At 31.9% G+C, this 21,411-nt stretch carries 18 protein-coding genes, 1 pseudogene and 1 other annotated feature; of the genes and pseudogenes, 1 reads left to right on the forward strand and 18 read right to left on the reverse strand.

Translation table 11 applies throughout. From position 1 onward, the window contains the following. Positions 1 to 38: 38 nt before the first annotated feature. Positions 39 to 1,157, reverse strand: coding sequence for an aldo/keto reductase (locus B5E48_RS07220; protein WP_087304600.1), 1,119 nt, complete (start codon positions 1,155 to 1,157; stop codon positions 39 to 41). 278 nt (positions 1,158 to 1,435) lie between these two features. Between B5E48_RS07220 and B5E48_RS07225 the strand changes: the two are divergent. Then, positions 1,436 to 1,789 (forward strand): annotated as a pseudogene (locus B5E48_RS07225) (GNAT family N-acetyltransferase); the annotation flags it as partial. Between the two features lie 20 nt (positions 1,790 to 1,809). On the opposite strand, the gene B5E48_RS07230 reads toward B5E48_RS07225, so the two are convergent. The 17 genes from B5E48_RS07230 to kdpB all read right to left on the reverse strand — a co-directional run bounded on the left by B5E48_RS07230 (position 1,810) and on the right by kdpB (position 21,411). Beyond that, positions 1,810 to 3,711 carry an FtsX-like permease family protein gene (locus tag B5E48_RS07230; RefSeq protein ID WP_087304601.1) on the reverse strand — a complete coding sequence of 634 codons (1,902 nt, stop codon included), beginning with the start codon at positions 3,709 to 3,711 and terminating at the stop codon, positions 1,810 to 1,812. Beyond that, positions 3,708 to 4,469, reverse strand: coding sequence for an ABC transporter ATP-binding protein (locus tag B5E48_RS07235; protein ID WP_087243694.1), 762 nt, complete (start codon positions 4,467 to 4,469; stop codon positions 3,708 to 3,710). The genes B5E48_RS07230 and B5E48_RS07235 overlap by 4 nt, the downstream gene beginning before the upstream one ends. Positions 4,470 to 4,569: 100 nt before the next feature. Further along, positions 4,570 to 5,556 carry a sensor histidine kinase gene (locus B5E48_RS07240; RefSeq protein ID WP_158097266.1) on the reverse strand — a complete coding sequence of 329 codons (987 nt, stop codon included), beginning with the start codon at positions 5,554 to 5,556 and terminating at the stop codon, positions 4,570 to 4,572. Next, positions 5,553 to 6,230, reverse strand: a complete 678-nt coding sequence (locus B5E48_RS07245; protein ID WP_224762493.1) for a response regulator transcription factor — start codon at positions 6,228 to 6,230, stop codon at positions 5,553 to 5,555. The genes B5E48_RS07240 and B5E48_RS07245 overlap by 4 nt, the downstream gene beginning before the upstream one ends. 145 nt (positions 6,231 to 6,375) lie before the next feature. After that, a complete protein-coding gene (locus B5E48_RS07250) occupies positions 6,376 to 6,924 on the reverse strand; it encodes a hypothetical protein (protein ID WP_087304603.1) in 549 nt (182 codons plus the stop codon). Between the two features lie 101 nt (positions 6,925 to 7,025). Then, positions 7,026 to 8,018 (reverse strand): ornithine carbamoyltransferase, encoded by a 993-nt coding sequence (gene argF / locus B5E48_RS07255; protein ID WP_087243691.1) that lies wholly within the window; start codon positions 8,016 to 8,018, stop codon positions 7,026 to 7,028. A 9-nt stretch (positions 8,019 to 8,027) separates the two neighbouring features. Beyond that, entirely contained in the window at positions 8,028 to 8,888 is an 861-nt protein-coding gene (gene argB, locus B5E48_RS07260) for an acetylglutamate kinase (RefSeq protein WP_087243690.1), read from the reverse strand. Positions 8,889 to 8,900: 12 nt separating this feature from the next. Continuing rightward, a complete protein-coding gene (gene argJ / locus B5E48_RS07265; RefSeq protein WP_087304604.1) occupies positions 8,901 to 10,118 on the reverse strand; it encodes a bifunctional glutamate N-acetyltransferase/amino-acid acetyltransferase ArgJ in 1,218 nt (405 codons plus the stop codon). 12 nt (positions 10,119 to 10,130) lie between these two features. Continuing rightward, positions 10,131 to 11,165, reverse strand: coding sequence for an N-acetyl-gamma-glutamyl-phosphate reductase (argC, locus tag B5E48_RS07270; protein WP_087304605.1), 1,035 nt, complete (start codon positions 11,163 to 11,165; stop codon positions 10,131 to 10,133). Beyond that, a complete protein-coding gene (gene argH / locus B5E48_RS07275) occupies positions 11,158 to 12,543 on the reverse strand; it encodes an argininosuccinate lyase (RefSeq protein ID WP_087304606.1) in 1,386 nt (461 codons plus the stop codon). Before argH ends, argC begins: the two co-directional genes overlap by 8 nt. Before the next feature lie 11 nt (positions 12,544 to 12,554). Beyond that, a complete protein-coding gene (locus tag B5E48_RS07280; RefSeq protein WP_087304607.1) occupies positions 12,555 to 13,775 on the reverse strand; it encodes an argininosuccinate synthase in 1,221 nt (406 codons plus the stop codon). Positions 13,776 to 13,889: 114 nt separating this feature from the next. After that, positions 13,890 to 14,094, reverse strand: a binding site (T-box leader). A gap of 93 nt (positions 14,095 to 14,187) precedes the next feature. Continuing rightward, a complete protein-coding gene (locus tag B5E48_RS07285; RefSeq protein ID WP_087243685.1) occupies positions 14,188 to 14,550 on the reverse strand; it encodes a tetratricopeptide repeat protein in 363 nt (120 codons plus the stop codon). A gap of 93 nt (positions 14,551 to 14,643) precedes the next feature. Next, positions 14,644 to 15,354 carry a response regulator transcription factor gene (locus B5E48_RS07290; protein ID WP_087304608.1) on the reverse strand — a complete coding sequence of 237 codons (711 nt, stop codon included), beginning with the start codon at positions 15,352 to 15,354 and terminating at the stop codon, positions 14,644 to 14,646. Continuing rightward, the gene (locus B5E48_RS07295) at positions 15,347 to 17,881 is read right to left on the reverse strand and encodes a sensor histidine kinase (RefSeq protein WP_087304609.1); all 2,535 of its coding nucleotides are present in this window, start codon (positions 17,879 to 17,881) and stop codon (positions 15,347 to 15,349) included. Before B5E48_RS07295 ends, B5E48_RS07290 begins: the two co-directional genes overlap by 8 nt. Before the next feature lie 5 nt (positions 17,882 to 17,886). Then, entirely contained in the window at positions 17,887 to 18,600 is a 714-nt protein-coding gene (locus B5E48_RS07300; RefSeq protein ID WP_087243682.1) for a response regulator transcription factor, read from the reverse strand. Positions 18,601 to 18,719: 119 nt separating this feature from the next. Beyond that, positions 18,720 to 19,343 (reverse strand): potassium-transporting ATPase subunit KdpC, encoded by a 624-nt coding sequence (kdpC, locus tag B5E48_RS07305; RefSeq protein ID WP_087243681.1) that lies wholly within the window; start codon positions 19,341 to 19,343, stop codon positions 18,720 to 18,722. Positions 19,344 to 19,353: 10 nt separating this feature from the next. Beyond that, on the reverse strand, positions 19,354 to 21,411 hold the full coding sequence (kdpB, locus tag B5E48_RS07310) for a potassium-transporting ATPase subunit KdpB (protein ID WP_087243680.1): 2,058 nt from the start codon (positions 21,409 to 21,411) through the stop codon (positions 19,354 to 19,356).

Here is a 21,411-nt window from a genome sequence, read left to right on the forward strand (position 1 = left end):
TTTTATCATCTTTCCGATATAAAAAAAAGAGAGATGGATTATCTCTCAAAATCTTGTACAACACGTTTTAAATCCTCTCGAATTGGTAATTGTTGTGGACACATTCTTTCACATGCTCCACATTGCTGACAATGACTGGCCTTAGCCTGATCTTCCATTTTCTCATATTTTCCTTTAAATAATTTTTCATCATCATAAACAAAACAATTATTCCAATATCTAAAGTTAGCAGGTATATCAACACCAAAAGGACAAGGCATACAGTATCCACAACCTGTACATCCATTTCTTGTACGAGCATGTAATGTATCTGCAACTTTTTGAACGATATTCATTTCTTCATCATTTAAATTCTGATAATCTTCAAAAGTTTTTAAATTATCTTCAACCTGTGATAATGTTGACATCCCACTTAAGATGACTTTTACACCAGGCAAAGTTCCTACATATCTTAATGCCCAAGATGCTAAAGTTCTGTTTGCATCATAATCCTTAAACATTTGTGTCACATCTTGTGGTAAAGTAGCCAAACTTCCACCCTTAATAGGCTCCATAACAACAATAGGTACTCCTAATTGGTTGGCTAAATCAACACCCTTTTGTCCAGCTTGAATATTCATATCCATATAATTTAACTGTAACTGACAAAAATCCCAATCATGAGCTTTTAATATTTTTTCAAAAACAGGATATTCATCATGGAAACTAAATCCTAAATATTTAATTTTTCCTTCCTGTCTTAATTGTTCACATAATTCAATAATATGATATTCTAATACTTTTTCCCATTTCTTTTCATCTAAAGCGTGCAACAAATAAAAATCTACATATTCCACATCTAATCTTTGTAGTTGTGATTCAAAGATTTCTCTGGCTTCCTGTTGACTATTGACATTCCAGATTGGCAATTTTGTCGCTAATGTATATTGATGTCTATCATATTTTTTCAAGACTTTCCCAACAAATGGTTCACTATCTCCATTATGATATGGATATGCTGTATCAATATAAGTGACTCCATTTGCAATCGCTATGTCTAACATCTGTTCAGCTTCTTTTTCTTCAATATTCCCATTTTCATCTAAAGGAAAACGCATGCATCCAAAACCTAGTAACGATGATTCAATCCCTAGTTTTTCAAACTTCCTTTTTTCCATCCTATTTCACCTCTATGATTATCATACTACTTTTTTATCAAAACATATAGCTTTAGATTTTATTTTTTTATATGCCATATATATTTTCAAAATAAAGTTAACACTTTATAATCAATATCAATCTATTAAATATGAGGAGAAACTTTATGATGATACGTCATGCTCGTCTAGAAGATTTATCTATGCTTGTGCAAATATGTAATGAGTGTTATCCGCCTGAAGAAAGAATATCAGAAATTGAATACAAACACAGATGAGAAACATATCCTCAACACTTTTGGATCATGGAAGAGCAAAAAGAAATCCTTGCTTTTATCAATGGTCCTGTGACTGATCATTCTCGCATTCAGGATGTTATGTTTCATGATCCTCGTATTCATAATGAAAATGGAAAGTGGCAAGCTATTTTAGGTGTCAATACATCATTAAAGCACCAAAATCATGATTATGCTTCAAAGCTGATGTATCAGCTGATTGAGGATGCAAGAAAACAAAATCGCAAAGGTTGTATTTTAACTTGTAAAGAGGAACTCATTCATTATTATGAAAAGTTTGGATTTATGAATCTTGGTCTATCTCAATCAACACTTGCGAATGAAACTTGGTATGATATGGTTTTATATTTTGAATAAAAAAGATTCTAGATGAGATACTAGAATCCTTTTTCATAAATACCTGCATTTTGACTGTATATAACAACTGATAAGCCATAACATACAACAAAGAATATAGCAATGACGCCTACACTCAATATATTGACCGATAACAAATCAGTCTGCATCATATTAGCCAATGCATGCACTGAAAAATAAGAAGAAAGACTCATAAGTAAAAATGGGACAATATATGTCAATAACAATTCTTTTTGCACACCTGCTTTTAATGTTTTTGTACTAATCCCTATTTTTCTTAGAACACGATAACGTTCTTTTTCTTCAAAAGCATCATTATAAAGTTTCATAAAAATGATACTTCCACTCGCAAAAATAAAGACCATAAACATAAAGATACAAACAGGATAAAGCATTTGAATCCATTGCGTAGAATCATTTTGAGGATCAATTTTAATGAGACCTACACAATCCTGATGTTGTTGAATATCATCAACAGATGCATTTAACATTTTGGTATTCTCAATCTTATAATTATAGACATATAAAGATGCTCCTGCAGATTTTAATCTTTCATATTCTTCATCACTGACACAATAGAAAGAAACCTGTTCCTGTAAATACCCTAAATATGGTACTGTTGTTCTTTGAATTGTATCATAGACTTGATTTTGTATCTGAATATCTTCTAATTCATCCGTTGTAATTAATGAAAGGATATATTGATGAGCTAAATCAATCACTTCATCATTTTGTGGCTGTTTAAGTTCAAATGCCTGATGAGAATCCTGGGCTAATTTTTTGAGTTGAGAATAAGGAATCAAAGCAAATGTATTCTTTTGATGTGTTGTACTGCCATAACTCCCTTCAATCTGCAACATTTCAATATAGGAACTATACTGCACATCATTATGTTCTTCTATCACTTGCATAAATTCATTTTGGAGATTAGCCTGTTGAGAAAAAATCTGATACGTATAGACATTTTCAAAATCATGTATCATCTGACAACGTTCATGCATAGCCACACCTGTAGCTAATGCTGTGAGGGCACATATCATTAATACTGTCACAATCGCATAAGTACGATAATTTTTCTTCATACGAAAGATAATCTGATTGATCCATAAAGTTCTTTGTTTCTTGTATAGAAATCTTTTATTGGAAGCCAATGTCTGATAAATCAATGGAATGAAACCACCAAAGAGCAAATAGACACCAATGATGACCAAAATAACTGCTAATAAGGCATTAGCCATTGTTTCCATGCCACCTTCTTTAATGGCATAATAATATCCTAAAACCAGAATGATGATTCCAAGTATGGCTTTTAAAAAGAGAATCACTTTATTTTGTTTCAAATATTCATTTTGACGATTGGCACTGACCATATCTAAAACACTGCTTCTTACTAAATTGATATATCCTTTGAAAACAAAAATCATATAAACAATAAAGTAAATCAAACTGCTCCATAAAACGGCTGACAATGAAATTTCAAAAGAAAGATTGACTTCGATATCAGAAATCGTTACTAAAGTCATTGTAAACAACTGAGATATTAAAATGCCAAAACCGATTCCCATAACCAAAGCAACAAGACCAATCAGCATTGTTTCCAACATATAAAGTTTTCCAATTCTTTGATTTGTGAGTCCCATAAACACATAGACACCAATTTCTTTTTTACGTTTGGTTAAAAAAACGTTTGTAGCATACCAGATAAAGAAAAACATAAAACAGCTTAAAACAACAATCACACATTGAATGACAATCTTTATATTTTGACTATTTATTTTTCCTAATGATTCCATAATAGAAGAATCCATAAGATTAAAGAAATTAAAAATAATAAGAACTGTAAAAGCTAATGATATAATCAGTGAAACATAGTTTTTAAAACTTGCTTTGAAGTTCATGATGGATAATTTGGCTAAACTCATGAAAAATCACTTCCCATAGACACTTGCATATCAATGATACGATCATAAAATTCTTTACGAGAATCTCCTCGCGTTAAACGACATTTCATCATACCATCACTTAAAATATAGACATCTTTAGCATACGAAGCACTTAAAGCATCATGTGTCACCATTAAGATAGTCGCTTTTCCTTCATCATTGACCATTTTAAGACGTTCCAGTAAATCACGACTTGATTTTGAATCGAGAGCGCCCGTTGGTTCATCTGCAAATATGATTTCAGGTTCACTGATTAATGCACGACAAGTGGCTCCTCTTTGTTTTTGTCCGCCTGATAATTGGTAAGGATATTTCTTTAAATGCTCCTTTAATCCAAAAACCTGTGCTAAAGCCTGGCATTTTGATATACATTCCTGAGAAGAAACACCATTTAATGATAATGGCAAGGAAATATTATCTTGTAAAGTCATTGTATCCAATAAATTATAATCTTGAAAAATAAAACCAATCTTATCTCTTCGTATCTGAGATAATTCTTTATTTTTTAACTTTGTAACATCTTTACCATCCAATAGAACTGTTCCTTGTGTCGGTTTATCAATCGTTGATAAAATATTCAACAACGTTGTCTTTCCACTTCCACTCGGTCCCATAATCGCAATAAAATCATTTTCATAAATGGTTAAATCAATACCTTTTAAGACTCTTGTTTGAAAACCTCTTGTTCCATAGTTTTTGACTAATCCTTTGATTTCAACAACTTTTTTCTTATCCATAAATCATTCCTCCTAACACTTTCCATTTTAAGATATCATTGATGAGAAATCCTTACATCTTGATAACAATATCTATTTATATCTTACATTGACTGAAAGGTTAGCGATAAAAATAATCTCTTTGATCCCGAAATGTTATATGAACACGGGTAAACTTTTGAAAAACACTATCTACTTCAATAGAATGACCTAATTGAGAAATCACTTTTTCCACCATATATAATCCCATTCCAGTAGATTTATATTGTCCATTATGATGATTTTGACCAGTAAATCCTTTTTCAAAAATTCTAGGCAAATCTTGTGATTGAATACCTTCTCCATTGTCTTCAATATATAAATCTATCTGCTCTTCATGATGTTCACTCCAGATTTTTAATTGAGGTGACTCTTTGGCATATTTAATGGCATTGTTGATAATCTGATCTAAGACATAGATGAGCCATGTTTTATCACTATATATCTGTAAATCTTCTACATTTACATCCATTTCAAAATGCTTATTAATCAAAAAGAATTGATTATTCTTGATGGATTGATAAACACTGTCTTTTAATGAAACAGGTTTAATGTATATATCATGAATCTGACTTTGAATACGACTCACCACCATGATTTGATTAAGATACTGGTTCATTTTTTCTAACTGTTCCTGCATATTTTGTTTTTGTTGATAATCTGTATTTTTCTGATTGATCAATAAACTAGCTGATAATGGAATTTTAATTTCATGGCACCATTTTGTCATATAATCCTGTAAATCATTATTGACTTGATATATTTCATCTAGCTGCTTTTGAAGAACATGAACATCGTGATAGGCAATATCAATATTATCAAAATGATCAAACTCAAAACAAATGACTTCTTTTGATTGTAAATAATCCTTTTTCTTATCTAAACGTTTTTTTTCATGCATAAAGTCTAAAAAAATGAAAAAAAGAAGACATACCCCTACAACAACATCAAAATAAATCAGATATTGTGTATTAGCTCCAGGAACAAGATAAATAAAATAGAGATTATACGCCAATATAATCAAGGTTATGACAATGATATAGCGACTATATTTTCGTAAATAAATCATGATATATAATATCCCTGTCCTTTCTTTGTACAAATAATATCCTGATGACATTCATCTTTTAATTTTGTACGCAATCTGGAAATAAGCACTGTTAAAGAATTATCTGAAATAAATTCATCGGTATTCCACAACGCTTCCATTAATGCCTGTCTTGTGACTATGGCTCCTTGAGATTCTAATAAAAGACAAACTATCTGACTTTCTGATTTTGTTAGATGAATCTCATGTTCATGATAAAACAAGCTGCCCTTTGTTTTATCATAATAAATATCGGCATTGATTCTCATTTGATCTTTAACTTTATATTGATATGTTCTTCTTAAAATCGCTTCAATCTTAGCCTTCAACAATTCCAAATGAAATGGCTTATCGACATAATCATCACCACCTTGAAGAATGGCTCTGATTTTATCATGATCATCATTACGACTGCTTATAAAAATCAAAGGAACTTGTGATGTATTTCTAATTTGTGTACACCAGTAAAAACCATCATAATACGGTAAATTAATATCCATTAAAATAAGATGAGGTTTATAATTATAAAAATCTTCAACAATATTTTCAAAATGTGTTGCGATAACAGCATAATATCCCCATCTCATCAAAAAATCTTTTATTTCTCTAGCAAGTGTTTCATCATCTTCTACAATCATGATGTGCATTTTTTCCATTTCCATCACCTCTTAAAAATATTATATATATTTCAAATCTTCACGAAAAGAAAAAAGCACAACATTACAGAAATGTAACATTATGCTAAGTCTATTCATAGATTTTCTTGGCTATCAATATTGAAAATATAATAAGTTTCCTTTATCATGAATTTTCATTATATTTCAATAAAACATTAATATTTAATGCCACAAGATATGTGTGATGATTCTCGTCTTTAAATGTTATATATTGGTCAGTGTCATAGCCACTTAAAGCTGTTGTTTTTTGTAACTTGACATCTTGATTCAAGAAAACTTTCGCAAAAGTCTTTGCTGTTTCTTTGGCTTGGTGTTCGCTTGTCATACGTGTTGGTAATGTATCTAAAAAACCATATTCCTTATTAACAAATTGAACCAATTGACCATCCTGATAAGCAAAATCCAAGCGTAAAGTAGGGTTATTTTGATCATTGCCAATTGTGATGATATCATCTATTTCATAAACCACTTTTTTATTTGTTAACTCCTGATATATCTCTTCAGGCATTGTCTGTTTTATCCCATCCATAACCTGTTGTACTTTTTTACTTTTTACACCTTTTTGTTTGTCATCTTGTTTTATGGATTGACTATTTTTTAACGGATCATTTTGAATTGTTTGTGTACACCCACTTAAACAAACAACAAGTAATACTAACAATAATTTTTTCATTTTTTTATCCCCCATCTTTTATACACTATGATTATAAGTCTTTGATGTGGATAATATATGAAAAAACTGTTAATCAGTTTAGAAATTAACAGTTTCTTTTTCTAATAATTACCAATTGTGGCTACCATGACAGCTTTAATTGTATGCATTCTATTTTCAGCTTCATCAAAAACAACAGATTGTGATGATCTGAAAACTTCATCTTCAACTTCTCTAATATCAATTCCCTGTTCATACTTAGCCTTAGCGACTTCTGTTTCAAAGTCGTGAAATGATGGTAAACAATGCATAAAAAGTGTTGACTCTTTTCCCGTTTTTTTCATCATTTCTGTTGTCACTTTATAAGGTGATAACATTTTGACTCTTGGTTCATATAAAGATTCATCTTCTCCCATGCTAACCCAAATATCTGTATAAATGACATCAGCATCTTTCACCGCTTCATCAACATTATCTAAAACCTCAATTTTTCCACCTGATTTTTGTGCTTCCTGTTGACAATATGCTAAAACTTCAGGATCAATTTGTAAATCTTTGGGTCCTAAACATACAAAATGCATTCCCATTTTCATTGCACCATACATCAGCCCATAACAAACATTATTTCTAATATCTCCTGTAAAAACAAATTTGACTTCTTCTAATGGTTTATTTAAATGTTCTTCAATAGTCATAAAATCAGCCAATGTCTGAGTTGGATGATCAACATCCGTTAATCCATTCCATACAGGGACACCTGAGTATTTGGCTAAATCTTCAACAGTCTTTTGTTCAAATCCTCTAAATTCTATACCATCATACATTCTTCCTAAAACTTTCGCTGTGTCTTCTAAAGATTCTTTTTTCCCCATTTGTGAATTGCTTAAAAAAGTCACATGTCCACCTTCATCTAAAGTGGCAACTTCAAAGGCACAACGTGTACGTGTTGATGTTTTTTCAAATAATAAGACTACATTTTTTCCTTTTAATGCTGTTCCAACTCTTCCATTTTTCTTTGCTTTTTTTAAACGATGTGCCATATCTAATAAATAACGAATTTCTTCTTTAGAATAATCTTTTAATGTTAAAAAGCTTCTATTTTTTAAATTGACCATATAATCCTCCTATCTTGTAAACATTGTTCCAATACCATCTTTAGATAACATTTCAATTAAAATAGAATGAGGAATACGACCATCAATAATCACTGCTTTTTTCACATTTTCACGAATGGCCCTCACACAACATTCTACTTTAGGAATCATACCGCCACTAATAATCCCTTTATCTGTTAATCCTTTCACTTCATAGACATGAACCAAAGGAATCAATGTTGATTCATCATCTTTATCCATTAATAATCCTGGTATATCACTCACCAAAATCATATTCTCTGCTTGGATTTGGGCTGCAATTTCAGCAGCTGCCGTATCAGCATTAATATTATAAGTTTGCCCTGTTTCATCAGTCCCCACACTTGAAACAACTGGAATATAGCCTTTATCCAATAAATCTATAATGATATGAGCATTAATTTTGACAATATCCCCTACATATCCCAAATCATCTTGAGATTCATGTTTTTTCGCAACTATCAGCTGGTTATCAATACCACTGATTCCTACTGCATTGCCACCTTTTTGCATAATTAATTTTACAAGATCTTTATTTGTTTTACCAGCTAAAACCATCTGCACAACATTCATTGTTTCATCATCCGTATATCTTAAACCATGAATAAACTGAGATTCAATATTCATCTTCTTTAATGTCTGATTAATTTCTGGTCCACCCCCATGTACCAGAATGACTTTAATCCCAATTTCTGATAATAACACGACATCCTGAATCACATTCATCTTTAATTCTTCATTAATCATGGCATTGCCACCATATTTAATCACAACAACTTTATCATGATATTTTTGAATATATGGTAATGCCTGAGATAAAATTTCTGCTTTAATCACTGCGTTTTGATTCATAATTATTCCCCTTTATGTGCGATAATCGCCGTTAATTTTGACATAGTCATAAGTTAAATCACATCCCCAGGCAGTTGCCTGATCATCTCCATCATGTAAATCTATGATTATTTCTATCTCATCTTCACTTAAGATCTGAGCAGCTTCTTCCTCACTAAAAGGATATCCACCACCATTTTGACAAACACAAATTTTCCCCTTTTTACTTTTAAAATCAACATCAATTTTTTGAATATCATAATCAGCATCACTATAACCAATAGCACATAAGATACGTCCCCAATTTGCATCTTCACCAAACATAGCAGCTTTCAAAAGTGAACTTGTAATAACAGATTTAGCAACAATCTTTGCATCCTTTTTTGTCTTTGCATGTAAAACGTTACAAGTTAAAAGTTTTGTTGCTCCTTCACCATCTTTCGCAATCGCTTGAGATAAACATGTACAAATATACATCAATGCTTTTTTAAAGCACTGATAGTTTTCATCTTTTTGTGTAATCTCTTGATTTTGAGCCAATCCATTACACATCAATGTTAACATATCATTTGTTGATGTATCACCATCCACACTCACCATATTAAATGTATCATCAACAACTTCATGAATGACTTCATTTAGCATCTCTTTAGAAATCGCAACATCACTTGTCACAAAGGCTAACATTGTAGCCATGTTAGGGTGAATCATCCCACTACCCTTTGCGATTGCTCCAATATGACAAGTCTTGCCATCAAGTTCAAATTCAACCGCATATTCTTTTTTGACAGTATCTGTTGTCATGATTCCCTCACAGGCATCACTGCTGCCTTGTGTAGATAAAGATTGAACCAATTGTTCCATATGATTTTCAAACGGTTCAATACTTAAAGGTTGTCCAATCACACCTGTAGAAGCAACTACAATATCATCGCTATCAATGCCTAATGCCTGTCCACATAATTGACAAATTTGATCTGCTATTTCAATGCCATTAGGATTACATGTATTGGCATTACCACTATTACAAATAATAGCTTTGGCTTCAAGATTCTTTAAATGCTGTTGTGTGACATAGATGGGTGCCCCTTTCACCTTGTTTTGAGTATAGGTACTCGCACAATGACACATAACATCACTGACAATTAAAGACAAATCTTTTTTACTTTTATTTTTTCTAATACCACAATGGATTCCAGAGGCTTGAAATCCTAGAGGGGCACACACCCCTCCATCAATATCTTTAAACATATATTTTCCCCCTTAAAATGATGCTGGTATCATCATCAAACCTTCTTTTTCATCTAAATCATACATCAAATTCATATTTTGAATAGCCTGTCCAGCTGCACCTTTTACCATATTATCAATAGTTGATACAATAATAAGTTGATGATATCTTGCATCATAGTGTAAAGATATATCACAGAAGTTAGAATATTGGACAAACTTTAAATCAGCCACTTGCCCTTTTGGTAAAACTCTTATAAAATACTCATCCTGATAAGTCTTTTGATAGATATCATAAACATCATCAAAATCAACATTATCTTTTAATGGAACATATATTGTTGAAATAATCCCACGATTAACAGGTAATAGATGTGGTGTAAACATGACATGAACAGCCTGATGAGCCATCTTTGATAATTCCTGTTCAATTTCAGGTGTATGACGATGACTTGCTATTTTATATGGATGAAATGATTCATTACATTTTGGAAAATGCGTGTCTTCCGTTAACGATTTCCCTGCTCCTGTTGTTCCAGACTTCGAATCAATAATAATCTTTTCATCTTTTTGCATATGATGTTTTAAAAGTGGATAAAGTCCTAAAGTAATAGAAGTTGGATAACATCCCGGATTTCCAATAATTGTTGCTTTCTTAATTTGTTCTCGATTAACTTCACTTAAACCATAAACCTGTTTTTCATGTAATTGTGGATATTGATAATCATGTTGATACCATTGTTGATAATCTTTTTCTTGATCCAAACGAAAATCTGCACCTAAATCTATAAACTTCTTTCCTTGTTCATCACATTGTTTAGCATATTTTTCACTGAGACCATGAGGCAATGATGCAAAAATCATATCAGCTTTTTCAATGACTTCCTGATCATTCGTGAATGTCATATCAAAGACTCCATAAAATGATGGATATAAATGTGAAATCATCTTTCCTTCATAACTTTGAGAGCTGATTGCAACAATTTCAACATGTGGATGATTCAACAACAAACGATATAACTCTGCCCCAGCATATCCACTGGCACCGATAATTCCTACTTTAACCATGATTCAACGCCTCCAATTGTTTTTCCATTCTTGCGATGGCTTTTTGACAAGTCTGTGGGGCTGGCCCACCATCTACCACACGATTTTCTACACATGTTAATAATGAAATAGCCTGATAAACATCTTTTTCAAAAACTTCATCAAAAGACTTATAGATATCAAGTGGAAGAGTTTCAAGAACTTCATCATGATCAATGCAATAAGCAACAAGCTCTCCTGTTGTTTTGTAAGCATCTCTAAAAGCTTTTCCTTTTTTCACAAGATAATCTGCACAATCCGTTGCATTAATAAATCCTTTGGCTGCACATTCTTGCATACGTTGTTTATTCACTTTCATTGTGTTGATCATATCACTAAAGACTGGTAAACATAATTTCACCTGATCAATCGCATCAAATAAAGTTTCCTTATCTTCCTGCATGTCCTTATTATAAGCAAGCGGTAACCCTTTCATCATTGTCAGTAATGTAGAAACATCATTGATGACTCTGGCACTTTTTCCTCTGACTAGTTCAGCAATATCTGGATTTTTCTTTTGTGGCATGATGCTTGATCCTGTCGCATAAGCATCATCCAGTTCAATATATTTGAATTCCCATGAACACCATAAAATGATTTCTTCACTTAAACGTGATAAATGCATCATAATCATAGCCAAATCATTGGCCAGTTCAATTGCATAATCACGATCACTGACACCATCTAATGAGTTATACATAATATCATTCATATGAAGTTCCTGTGCTACAAAATGACGATCAATAGGATATGTTGTCGTCGCTAATGCCCCACTACCTAATGGTGAAACATTGAGTCGTTTCATGCAGTCATCCAATCTTGTATAATCACGATAAAACATTTCAACATAAGCCATTAAATGATGGGCAAATGTTATGGGTTGAGCACGTTGCAAATGTGTATAGCCACACATAATGGTATGTGTATGCCCTTTAGCCTGATTGATAAGCACTTGCATCAATTCCATTAACATACCCTGAATATCTTTGATTTCATCACGTGTATATAACCTTAAATCTAAAGCCACCTGATCATTACGTGATCTGGCAGTATGAAGTTTTTTACCACTTTCTGGATATCGCTTTGTAAGTTCTGCTTCAATAAACATATGAATGTCTTCAGCATGAGGATCAAATAACAAATCGCCATTTTCTAATTCACATAATATGTCATCCAATCCTTTTAATATTTCAGTTAAATTCTGCCTAGAAATAATGCCTTGTTTCGCTAACATTTTAGCATGTGCCTGACTCCCCATAATATCATGTTTATACATTCTTGCATCAAATGATATAGATGAATTAAAAGCATTCACATTAGCATTGATTTCTTTTTTAAATCTCCCTGCCCATAACGCCATATTTTCAACTCCTATTTCTTTCTTTGTTGGTCTAATAAAGCTTTCACTTTAATAGGTAAACCATATAAATTAATAAATCCTTGAGAATCCATTTGATTATAATCTTCATCTTCTCCAAATGAAGCTGTCTGTTCACTATATAAAGTATCTGGTGAAGTCATACCAGCTCCCATAATATTGCCTTTATATAACTTTAATTTCACCTCTCCATTGACTGTCTTTTGTGTTTCATCAATAAAAGCAAGTAATGCTTTTGTTAGTGGTGTATACCATTGACCGTTATATAAAATATCTGCTAGCTTTTGAGAAACCTGATATTTGAAATGTTGTGTTTCTTTATCAATTGTGATTTCTTCCAAATCAGCATGTGCTTTATAAAGAATTGTTCCACCTGGTGTTTCATAAACACCTCTTGATTTCATACCAACTAATCTGTTTTCAACCATATCAATGATGCCAATACCATTTTCTCCACCAATTTTGTTTAAAGCAGTGATCAAATCAATACCATTCATTTTTTCACCATTTAAAGCAACAGGTACTCCTTTTTCAAAAGTTAAAGTAATATATGTTGGCTTGTCTGGTGCTTTTTCTGGTGTGACACCTAATTCAAGAATCTTATCATACATTGGTTCATTTGCAGGATTTTCTAAATCCAATCCTTCATGTGATAAATGCCATAAGTTTTTATCTTTAGAATAGTTTGTTTCTTTATTGATTTTTAAAGGAATATTTCTCGCTTGGGCATACTCAATTTCATCTTCTCTACTCTTTAATTCCCATACTCTCCATGGTGCAATAATATCTAATTCCGGTGCAAAGGCTTTGATTGTCAGTTCAAATCTGACTTGATCATTTCCTTTACCTGTACAACCATGACAAATGGCATCTGCCCCTTCTTTTTTAGCAATCTCTACTAATTTTTTCGCAATGATCGGTCTTGCTAGAGAAGTTCCTAAAAGATATTTTCCTTCATAAACAGCATTGGCTTTGATAGCTGGGAAGATAAACTCATTTACAAACTCTTCCTTGCAATCAGCACAATAATATTTAGATGCTCCGGTTGCTAAAGCTTTTTCTTCTAATCCTTCAAGTTCATCTCCTTGACCAACATCCCCTGCTACAGCAATCACTTCACAACCATAATTTTCTTTTAACCATGCAATAATAATTGATGTATCTAATCCCCCTGAGTAAGCTAATACGACTTTTTTATATTGTTTCTTTTCCATTGTTCATTCTCCTTTTCATTATTTTGTATTTCTCTTTTATTATATTTATTCATTCTTTCTATCAATCGCCGCAATTCAATCACCCTCTCTATAAACAAAAAACCTCTGGATTTCTCCAGAGGTGCATATACACGGTACCACTCTAGTTGTTAGAAAAACTAACCACTCTATCCCTTAACGCAGGTTACGTTCCATTATACTCTCATTTCCAATGGACTCTCACAGGTGCGTTTCATTCCTTTCCACTTAGTAGCCTTCCACTCTGTACTACCTCGCTTGAAGCGTTCAAGAAATTACTCTTCCTGATCAACGATTTTTTAAATATGCGTTTATGATACATGGATAGCTTTCTTTTGTCAATATATTTTTTTATTTTTTCCAAATATAACAAGTTTTTTTATGAAAATGCAAATTATATAATAATTTTTCTTTTAAACAATCCTTGAGAATCTTGCGTTTCCATCTCACAACACTCTTGATCATAATAATAACATTGAAAACTTGATAAAGATACCAATCGATCAATATTTTTTCTTGATGGTCGGTAATTAGGAGATAATGACCAAGCTGCACGATAATGTTTCATTGCTAGGGCTAAATCTCCTTGTTTTTCTGCTAAAATGCCTAGTAAATTCTGTGGTTGAGGTGCATGTGGATAATTCACTAATGCCTGAACAACTAACTCCTGACATTCAGAACGATCCTTTTCAATAAGACTTTTAACCTTTTCTCCTAATTTTTCTAAAACTATATATTCATTTCTATTTTGTTTCATATAACTCACTCCTTATCTTCACTATTATTATAAGAAATATATTGTGAAGTGAGTGTGAGAAAACAAAAGCTTGTGTGAGAATGCTGTGAGAATTTAATCACTCTTTTCAATCTTCATCATACGATAACCTATCCCTACATGTGTCTGAATATAACTCACACCACTTTTTTCTGGTTCAATCTTTTTACGCAAATTAGCCATAAAAACACGTAACGAAGCGACATCACTATCAAAAGCACTTCCCCATATTTCTCGTGTTAAATAAGTATGCGTTAAAATTTTTCCGATATTTTTTGATAACAAATTTAATATCTTATATTCAATAGGTGTTAAATGAATTTCTTCTCCCTTAAGAGTCACACAACTTGAAGCATAATCAATTTTTAAATCTCCATTTTCAAATATATGGTTGTTTTTTGCATCACTATTCCATATATATTCTGTTCTTCTTAATGCGACACGCAATCGAGCCAATAATTCTTCTACCGAGAATGGTTTTGTCAAATAATCATCTGCTCCAGCATCAAGAGCTGCCACTTTGTCACTTTCTTCTCCTCTGGCACTAAGAATAATGATTGGAATTTGTGATTTTTCACGAATTTTTTGAATCACTTCCATTCCATCTATATCAGGTAATCCCAAATCTAGAAGGATAACATCAGGATGTTCAGAGGCAAACTCTAGAAGAGCTGATTCTCCACTATCAGATAATATATATTTATAATTTCTTATCTGTAATGTAATAGCAATCAAATTACGAACGGCTTTATCATCTTCCACAACTAATATTTTTGGACTATTCATGTATTTCTACCTCCTGTGCCGGTAAAGATATCTGAAAAACTGTTCCATGAGGCGAATTATCATAAACTTTAATTTCCCCATGATGTGCCTGTATAATGGACTGACAAAGAGATAATCCCAATCCTAAACTTCTGCGACTATCTGCGACTTGACGATTAACAGTATAAAACATATCAAAAATATGCTTCTTATCCTTATCATTAATGCCATTTCCTTCATCAGCAATATCAATATAGATGTTTTTATCTTTAAGATAACTCTGTATAGTTATTGTTGTATGATCAGGTGTATATTTGATAGCATTATCTAAGATATTCATAATGACTTGAACAATCAGTCTGGCATCTATTTTAGCAAGTAATATATTTTCATCTTGAATAACTTGAATATGATGTTGTATTCTGCGTGTATTGATATGCTTAAGTGCTTCATTAATCACATCTTCTATTAATTCTACTTTTAGATTCAAATTCATTGATCCATTTTCTATACGAGTTACAGACAATAAATTTTCTACAAGATTAATAAGCCATAAAGAATCATCATAAATATCGCTGTATAACTGCTTTTTTTTATTTTCATCTAAGATTGTACCCGTACTTAATAAAATTCCTGCATTACCAGAGATAGAAGTCAGAGGAGTTCTCAAATCATGAGATATAGAACGTAAAAGATTAGCTCTGAGTTGTTCATTTTTGGCTTTTAAATCTGCGGTTGCTTTTTCCTTAATAACACTTTCATTTTCTAAAGAAAGAGCTAATTCTCCTAAGATAGAAAGCATAATATTATTTTCATATGAATCTAAGGGTTTGTCATCTATATATATACCGATAATACCATAAATTTTATCTCCAATACGTACTGCTAAATAAAGGCATAATGCATTGGATAATGTTTTCGTTGTCGCTCCAGCATGTTTATTATTTTTGAGAACCCATTTTGCAACAGCTTCTTCATTTTGAAATATGGATGTATCCTTTGGCGATTGGCAAAAAATAAGTGGTTTTTCTAAATTATTCTTTGAAACAGGATAGAAAATAATATCCCTTTGTAATAATTTCATAAGTGAATGACATGTTACAGAAATAATTCCTTCTTTATTTTTTTCCTTCTGTAGTTTCTGATTTGTTTCTAATAATATTTTCATACGATAAGCATTTTGTGCTGAATCTTTTGCACTTGTTTGTAACTTATTTGTCATACTGCTTGTAATAAAAGCAACAATAAACATGATTATAAATGTCACGATATACCTTGAATCATAAGCTCTCAATGTTAATCTTGGACTTGTAAAAAGAAAATTAAAAATCAAGACACTAATGAATGAAGATGCTAAACTATAAATTCTTCTTGTCGTAATCAATGCAGTCATTAAAACACCTAAAATATAAATCAGTATAATATTAGATTCTTTAAAATCAAGATAGTAAAAGATTCCACCAATCAATGTGGACAAAATCAACATACCTGCTGTTCGCATGAAATCTTGACGATTAAGTGTTAATTGTGGTCTTACTAACTTAAAAATAGACCTTTCATCAATATAAGGTATAACATATATTTCTAGTTGTGGTGCTAATCGAACTAATTGCTCAGATAATGAAGAACGTTGAAAAAAATGCGTTGGACTTTGACCTAGCACAATTTTGGTAACCCCAGAGATTCTAGCATATTCAGCTATTTCAAATACAACCTTATTATCATTAAGCACTTCAATTTGTGCTTGTAAGTCTTTTGCTAGAGATATATTTTCTTGTAGATACTGATATTCTTTTTTAGAAAGCTTTTTATCCAATGGTGCAATATATAAAGCTGTTAATCTTGCTTGATATGTATTTGCAAGTTTTGCTGCTGTTCTTATGACTTTCGCATTTGAAGGTGATGGTGACAAGCAGACTAAGATATGCTCAGAATTTATAAAATGAGATTTAGAAGGTAAGGAAGTTAACTTTTTTATTCTTTGTGCACAACATTTGATTGCTAACTCTCTTAATGCTTTTAAAGTTTCTACTGAATAATGATGCTCATATTGTGGCTCATTATCAATAAACTTAACTTGATGTGCTTGTTCAAAAAGATAATCAGGTATTGTTTCACTTGAATGCTCTCCTGTTATCTTATTAATATCATCTTGTAAACTCACTATATCTTGTACATTGGCAGTTGTATAAACATCAATTCCTGCTTCAAGTATTTCAAGAATATCTTGATAACGTTTTAAATGCCTAGAGCCATTTCTATTTGTATGAGCCATATGATCAATCAATACTATATGTGGATGTCTCGCTAAAATAGCATCTATATCTACCTCTGGTGAAGATAGCATTAACTGACGATTGGGAACACATTCCAACCCCTTTAAAATCGTCTCTAACCCTTCTACATTTTCTATATACCCCACAACCACATCATTAGACATATCTGTCAATTCCTTAGCTTCTTGTAACATTGCATATGTTTTTCCAGTATGCATTGCATAGCCAAAAAATATTTTTAAACGCCCTTGATGTTTTTTTTCTTCATTCATGAATATTATTCACCACTCTTTTTTTGTCTAACCATACGATAACCAATACCTATATGCGTTTGAATATATTTTTGATCATCCGCATACTGTTTATCAATCTTTTTTCTTAATGTTGTCATATAAACACGCAATGAGGACAAATCTGATTCCAATGCATTTTTCCATATTTTATCTAAAATAAACTGATAAGTTAAGACTTTACCAACATTTTTTGCTAAAAGGCAAAGCAAATTATATTCTATTGGCATTAAATGTATTTCTTTTCCTTTTAAAGATACTGTCGCTGATAAATAATTAATTTTTAAATCACCATTTTCAAAAACCGTTTCTTCTTGAGTCGTCATATTTTGTAAATATTCAGCTCTACGTAAAGTTGAACGAACTCTTGCTAAAAGTTCATCAATATTAAATGGTTTTGTTAAATAATCATCTGCTCCTGCATCCAATGCAGCTATCTTATCTTCATTACTACTTCTTGCACTTAAAACAATGATGGGAATAACCGAAAACGTACGAACTGTTTTGATAATATCTATACCATCTTGATCAGGTAATCCTAAATCTAATAAAATAATATCGTAATGATGTGATGTCATAGCCAATAAAGCACTCTCACCATTAATCATAGCATCAAATTGATATCCATGTGTCTGCAAAGTTGTAGACACAAGATTTCTAACTGAATGATCATCTTCTACAACCAATATATTCGCCTGCATATTTTCTTCCTTTTCCCCTTTAAATATATTTATATTTTACTATATAGCTATTACGAAAAAAAGTCTTTTCTATATAAACAAGACCAAAAAACTCCACTTGGATAAAGTGGAGTTTTTCATTAAATCATATCTATTTCTTGTGCAACCATTAAGTTTAATTTTAAAACATTGACAGTTTCTTCTCCAAAAATACCTAAGAATTTTCCTGAAGTATTTTCTTCAATCATTTTTTCTAATTGTTCTTGAGATAAACCTGTATTTTTAGCAACTCTATCCATTTGTACTTTAGCAGCTTCTACTGAAATATGTGGATCTAATCCTGATCCTGATGCAGTAATAATGTCAGAAGGAATATCTTCTTTGCTTACTGTAGGATTTTCTTCTAAGAATTTTTCAATATCTTCATCTAATCTTTCTTTCAAAGCAGGATTACTTGGTGCATAGTTGTTACTTCCAGATGATAAACCTGCATATTCTCCACTATCTTTTTGTTCTTGTGTATAAGTATTGTAGTTGTAAGCTGAAGGTCTGCAATGGAACAATCTTTCATCAGTAAAATCTTGTCCAACAATTTCAGAACCCACTGCTTTTCCATCTACTTCAACAAGACTTCCATTTGATTGACTTGGAAATACAACTTGTGAAACTCCTGTTAATACCATGGGATAAATAAATCCACATATCACAAACATTGCTATTGCAAATAGAAACGCCAATCTAAAGTGTCTTAAAAACTTTTTCATAGTTTACCTCCTATAATCCTAATAAAACTAATAATGGTGCAATAATCATATCAATAATCTTAATTCCTAAAAATGGACAAATCACTCCACCTAATCCATAGATTAGCATATTTCTTCCAAGCATTTTAGATGCACTCATAGGTTTATACTTAACACCTTTCATTGCTAGTGGAATCAAACATGGAATAATCACTGCGTTAAAAATCAATGCAGATAAAATAGCACTTTCAGATGTTTGTAATCCCATGATGTTAAGAACACTTAATTGTGGTATAACAGCTTGGAACATGGCTGGTATAATTGCAAAGTATTTTGCAATATCATTAGCAATTGAGAAAGTCGTTAATGATCCTCGAGTAATTAACAACTGTTTACCAATTTCTACAACTTCCAAGATCTTTGTAGGGTCAGAATCTAAATCAACCATGTTTGCAGCTTCTTTGGCAGCAGATGTCCCACTATTCATAGCAATACCAACATTAGCTTGGGCAAGTGCTGGTGCGTCATTTGTTCCATCACCAGTCATGGCTACAATCTTTCCTTCAGATTGTTCTTTTTTAATTGCTTCAATTTTATCTTCTGGTTTACATTCCGCAATATAACCATCAACACCTGCTTCAGCAGCAATAGTCGCAGCAGTTAATGGATTATCTCCAGTACACATAATAGTTTTAATACCAATTTTACGCAAACGTTCAAAACGTTCTACTAAACCAGGTTTTACAGTATCTTTTAAATAAATAACACCTAAAATTCTATAATCTGCACATACAATCAAAGGTGTTCCACCAAGTTTTGAAACTTCATCTACTTTTAATGTTAAATCATCTGGTACCTTACCACCATTTTCTTTAACATATTGAATCATAGCGTCACCGGCACCTTTACGAACAACATGTCCATCAGTCGTATTCACACCACTCATTTTACTAGCAGCAGTAAATTCAATAAATTCAGCATTTTCATAATTTTTTCTTTGTAATTGACAACCGAATTTTTCTGCCAATTCAACAGTAGATTTTCCTTCAGGTGTGTCATCACCTATAGATGCAATCCAAGCGTATTCAGTGAGTTCTTCTTTTTTAATACCTGATACAGGGATAAAATCACTAGCCAAACGATTTCCAAAAGTAATAGTTCCTGTTTTATCAAGAATCATTGTATCAACATCACCACATGCTTCAACTGCTTTTCCTGACATAGCAATAACATTAAAACGTGTTACTCTATCCATTCCCGCAATTCCAATAGCACTTAATAAAGCTCCTATTGTTGTAGGAATCAAACATACAGTTAATGCGATTAATGTTGAAATTGGTATTTGTACTTCTGAATAATTAGCCATTGGATAAAGTGTTACAATAACGATTAAGAAAATAATTGTTAATGAAACTAATAATGTGTTTAGAGCTATTTCATTAGGTGTTTTTTGACGTGAAGCCCCTTCAACTAAAGCAATCATTTTATCCAAGAATGAATGCCCTGGTTCAGAAGTAATTTCCACTTTAATCCAGTCTGAAACAACCGTTGTTCCTCCAGTGACTGAAGCAAAATCTCCCCCACTTTCCTTAGTGACTGGTGCCGATTCACCTGTAATCGCAGATTCATCAATACTCGCAATTCCTTCGATGATTTCACCATCATTTGGAATTAATTCTCCAGCTTTTACGAGAACAACATCACCTTTTTGTAATTCACTAGCTGAAATCATTTCTTCTGATCCATCCCCGTGGATAAGACGAGCTTTTGTATCTTTCTTTGTTTTCTTTAATGTTTCAGCCTGTGCTTTTCCTCGTCCTTCTGCAACAGATTCAGCAAAGTTAGCAAACAATAAAGTAATAAACAAAATAATCGCAACAATCGCATTATATAAACTTAAATTATCTCCCTTATCATTAAATAAATGTGGGAAAAAGACAAGAATAGTACAAATGACAAATCCAACTTCAACAACAAACATAACTGGATTTTTCATCATATACATAGGATTTAATTTTACAAAAGCCCCTTTGATAGAAGAACCAAGAATATCTTTTGTAATAAATTTTGTTTTTTTTTGACGACTCAT

It is taken from the genome of Massilimicrobiota sp. An105, assembly GCF_002161155.1.
In the GTDB taxonomy this organism is placed as follows: Bacteria; Bacillota_I; Bacilli_A; order Erysipelotrichales; family Coprobacillaceae; genus Allocoprobacillus; species Allocoprobacillus merdigallinarum.

What these genes read in the sequence shown, in the direction of transcription:
- B5E48_RS07290 (WP_087304608.1), bottom strand. Translation starts at nt 15,354, where the DNA reads ATGAATAGTCCAAAAATATTAGTTGTGGAAGATGATAAAGCCGTTCGT.
- argB (WP_087243690.1), bottom strand. Translation starts at nt 8,888, where the DNA reads ATGAATCAAAACGCAGTGATTAAAGCAGAAATTTTATCTCAGGCATTA.
- B5E48_RS07300 (WP_087243682.1), bottom strand. Translation starts at nt 18,600, where the DNA reads ATGCAGGCGAATATATTGGTTGTAGAAGATGATCATTCAGTTAGAAAT.
- B5E48_RS07295 (WP_087304609.1), bottom strand. Translation starts at nt 17,881, where the DNA reads ATGAATGAAGAAAAAAAACATCAAGGGCGTTTAAAAATATTTTTTGGC.
- B5E48_RS07280 (WP_087304607.1), bottom strand. Translation starts at nt 13,775, where the DNA reads ATGGAAAAGAAACAATATAAAAAAGTCGTATTAGCTTACTCAGGGGGA.
- B5E48_RS07220 (WP_087304600.1), bottom strand. Translation starts at nt 1,157, where the DNA reads ATGGAAAAAAGGAAGTTTGAAAAACTAGGGATTGAATCATCGTTACTA.
- argJ (WP_087304604.1), bottom strand. Translation starts at nt 10,118, where the DNA reads ATGTTTAAAGATATTGATGGAGGGGTGTGTGCCCCTCTAGGATTTCAA.
- B5E48_RS07245 (WP_224762493.1), bottom strand. Translation starts at nt 6,230, where the DNA reads ATGGAAAAAATGCACATCATGATTGTAGAAGATGATGAAACACTTGCT.
- B5E48_RS07250 (WP_087304603.1), bottom strand. Translation starts at nt 6,924, where the DNA reads ATGAAAAAATTATTGTTAGTATTACTTGTTGTTTGTTTAAGTGGGTGT.
- B5E48_RS07240 (WP_158097266.1), bottom strand. Translation starts at nt 5,556, where the DNA reads ATGATTTATTTACGAAAATATAGTCGCTATATCATTGTCATAACCTTG.
- argH (WP_087304606.1), bottom strand. Translation starts at nt 12,543, where the DNA reads ATGGCGTTATGGGCAGGGAGATTTAAAAAAGAAATCAATGCTAATGTG.
- argF (WP_087243691.1), bottom strand. Translation starts at nt 8,018, where the DNA reads ATGGTCAATTTAAAAAATAGAAGCTTTTTAACATTAAAAGATTATTCT.
- B5E48_RS07285 (WP_087243685.1), bottom strand. Translation starts at nt 14,550, where the DNA reads ATGAAACAAAATAGAAATGAATATATAGTTTTAGAAAAATTAGGAGAA.
- B5E48_RS07235 (WP_087243694.1), bottom strand. Translation starts at nt 4,469, where the DNA reads ATGGATAAGAAAAAAGTTGTTGAAATCAAAGGATTAGTCAAAAACTAT.
- kdpC (WP_087243681.1), bottom strand. Translation starts at nt 19,343, where the DNA reads ATGAAAAAGTTTTTAAGACACTTTAGATTGGCGTTTCTATTTGCAATA.
- kdpB (WP_087243680.1), bottom strand. Translation starts at nt 21,411, where the DNA reads ATGAGTCGTCAAAAAAAAACAAAATTTATTACAAAAGATATTCTTGGT.
- B5E48_RS07230 (WP_087304601.1), bottom strand. Translation starts at nt 3,711, where the DNA reads ATGAGTTTAGCCAAATTATCCATCATGAACTTCAAAGCAAGTTTTAAA.
- argC (WP_087304605.1), bottom strand. Translation starts at nt 11,165, where the DNA reads ATGGTTAAAGTAGGAATTATCGGTGCCAGTGGATATGCTGGGGCAGAG.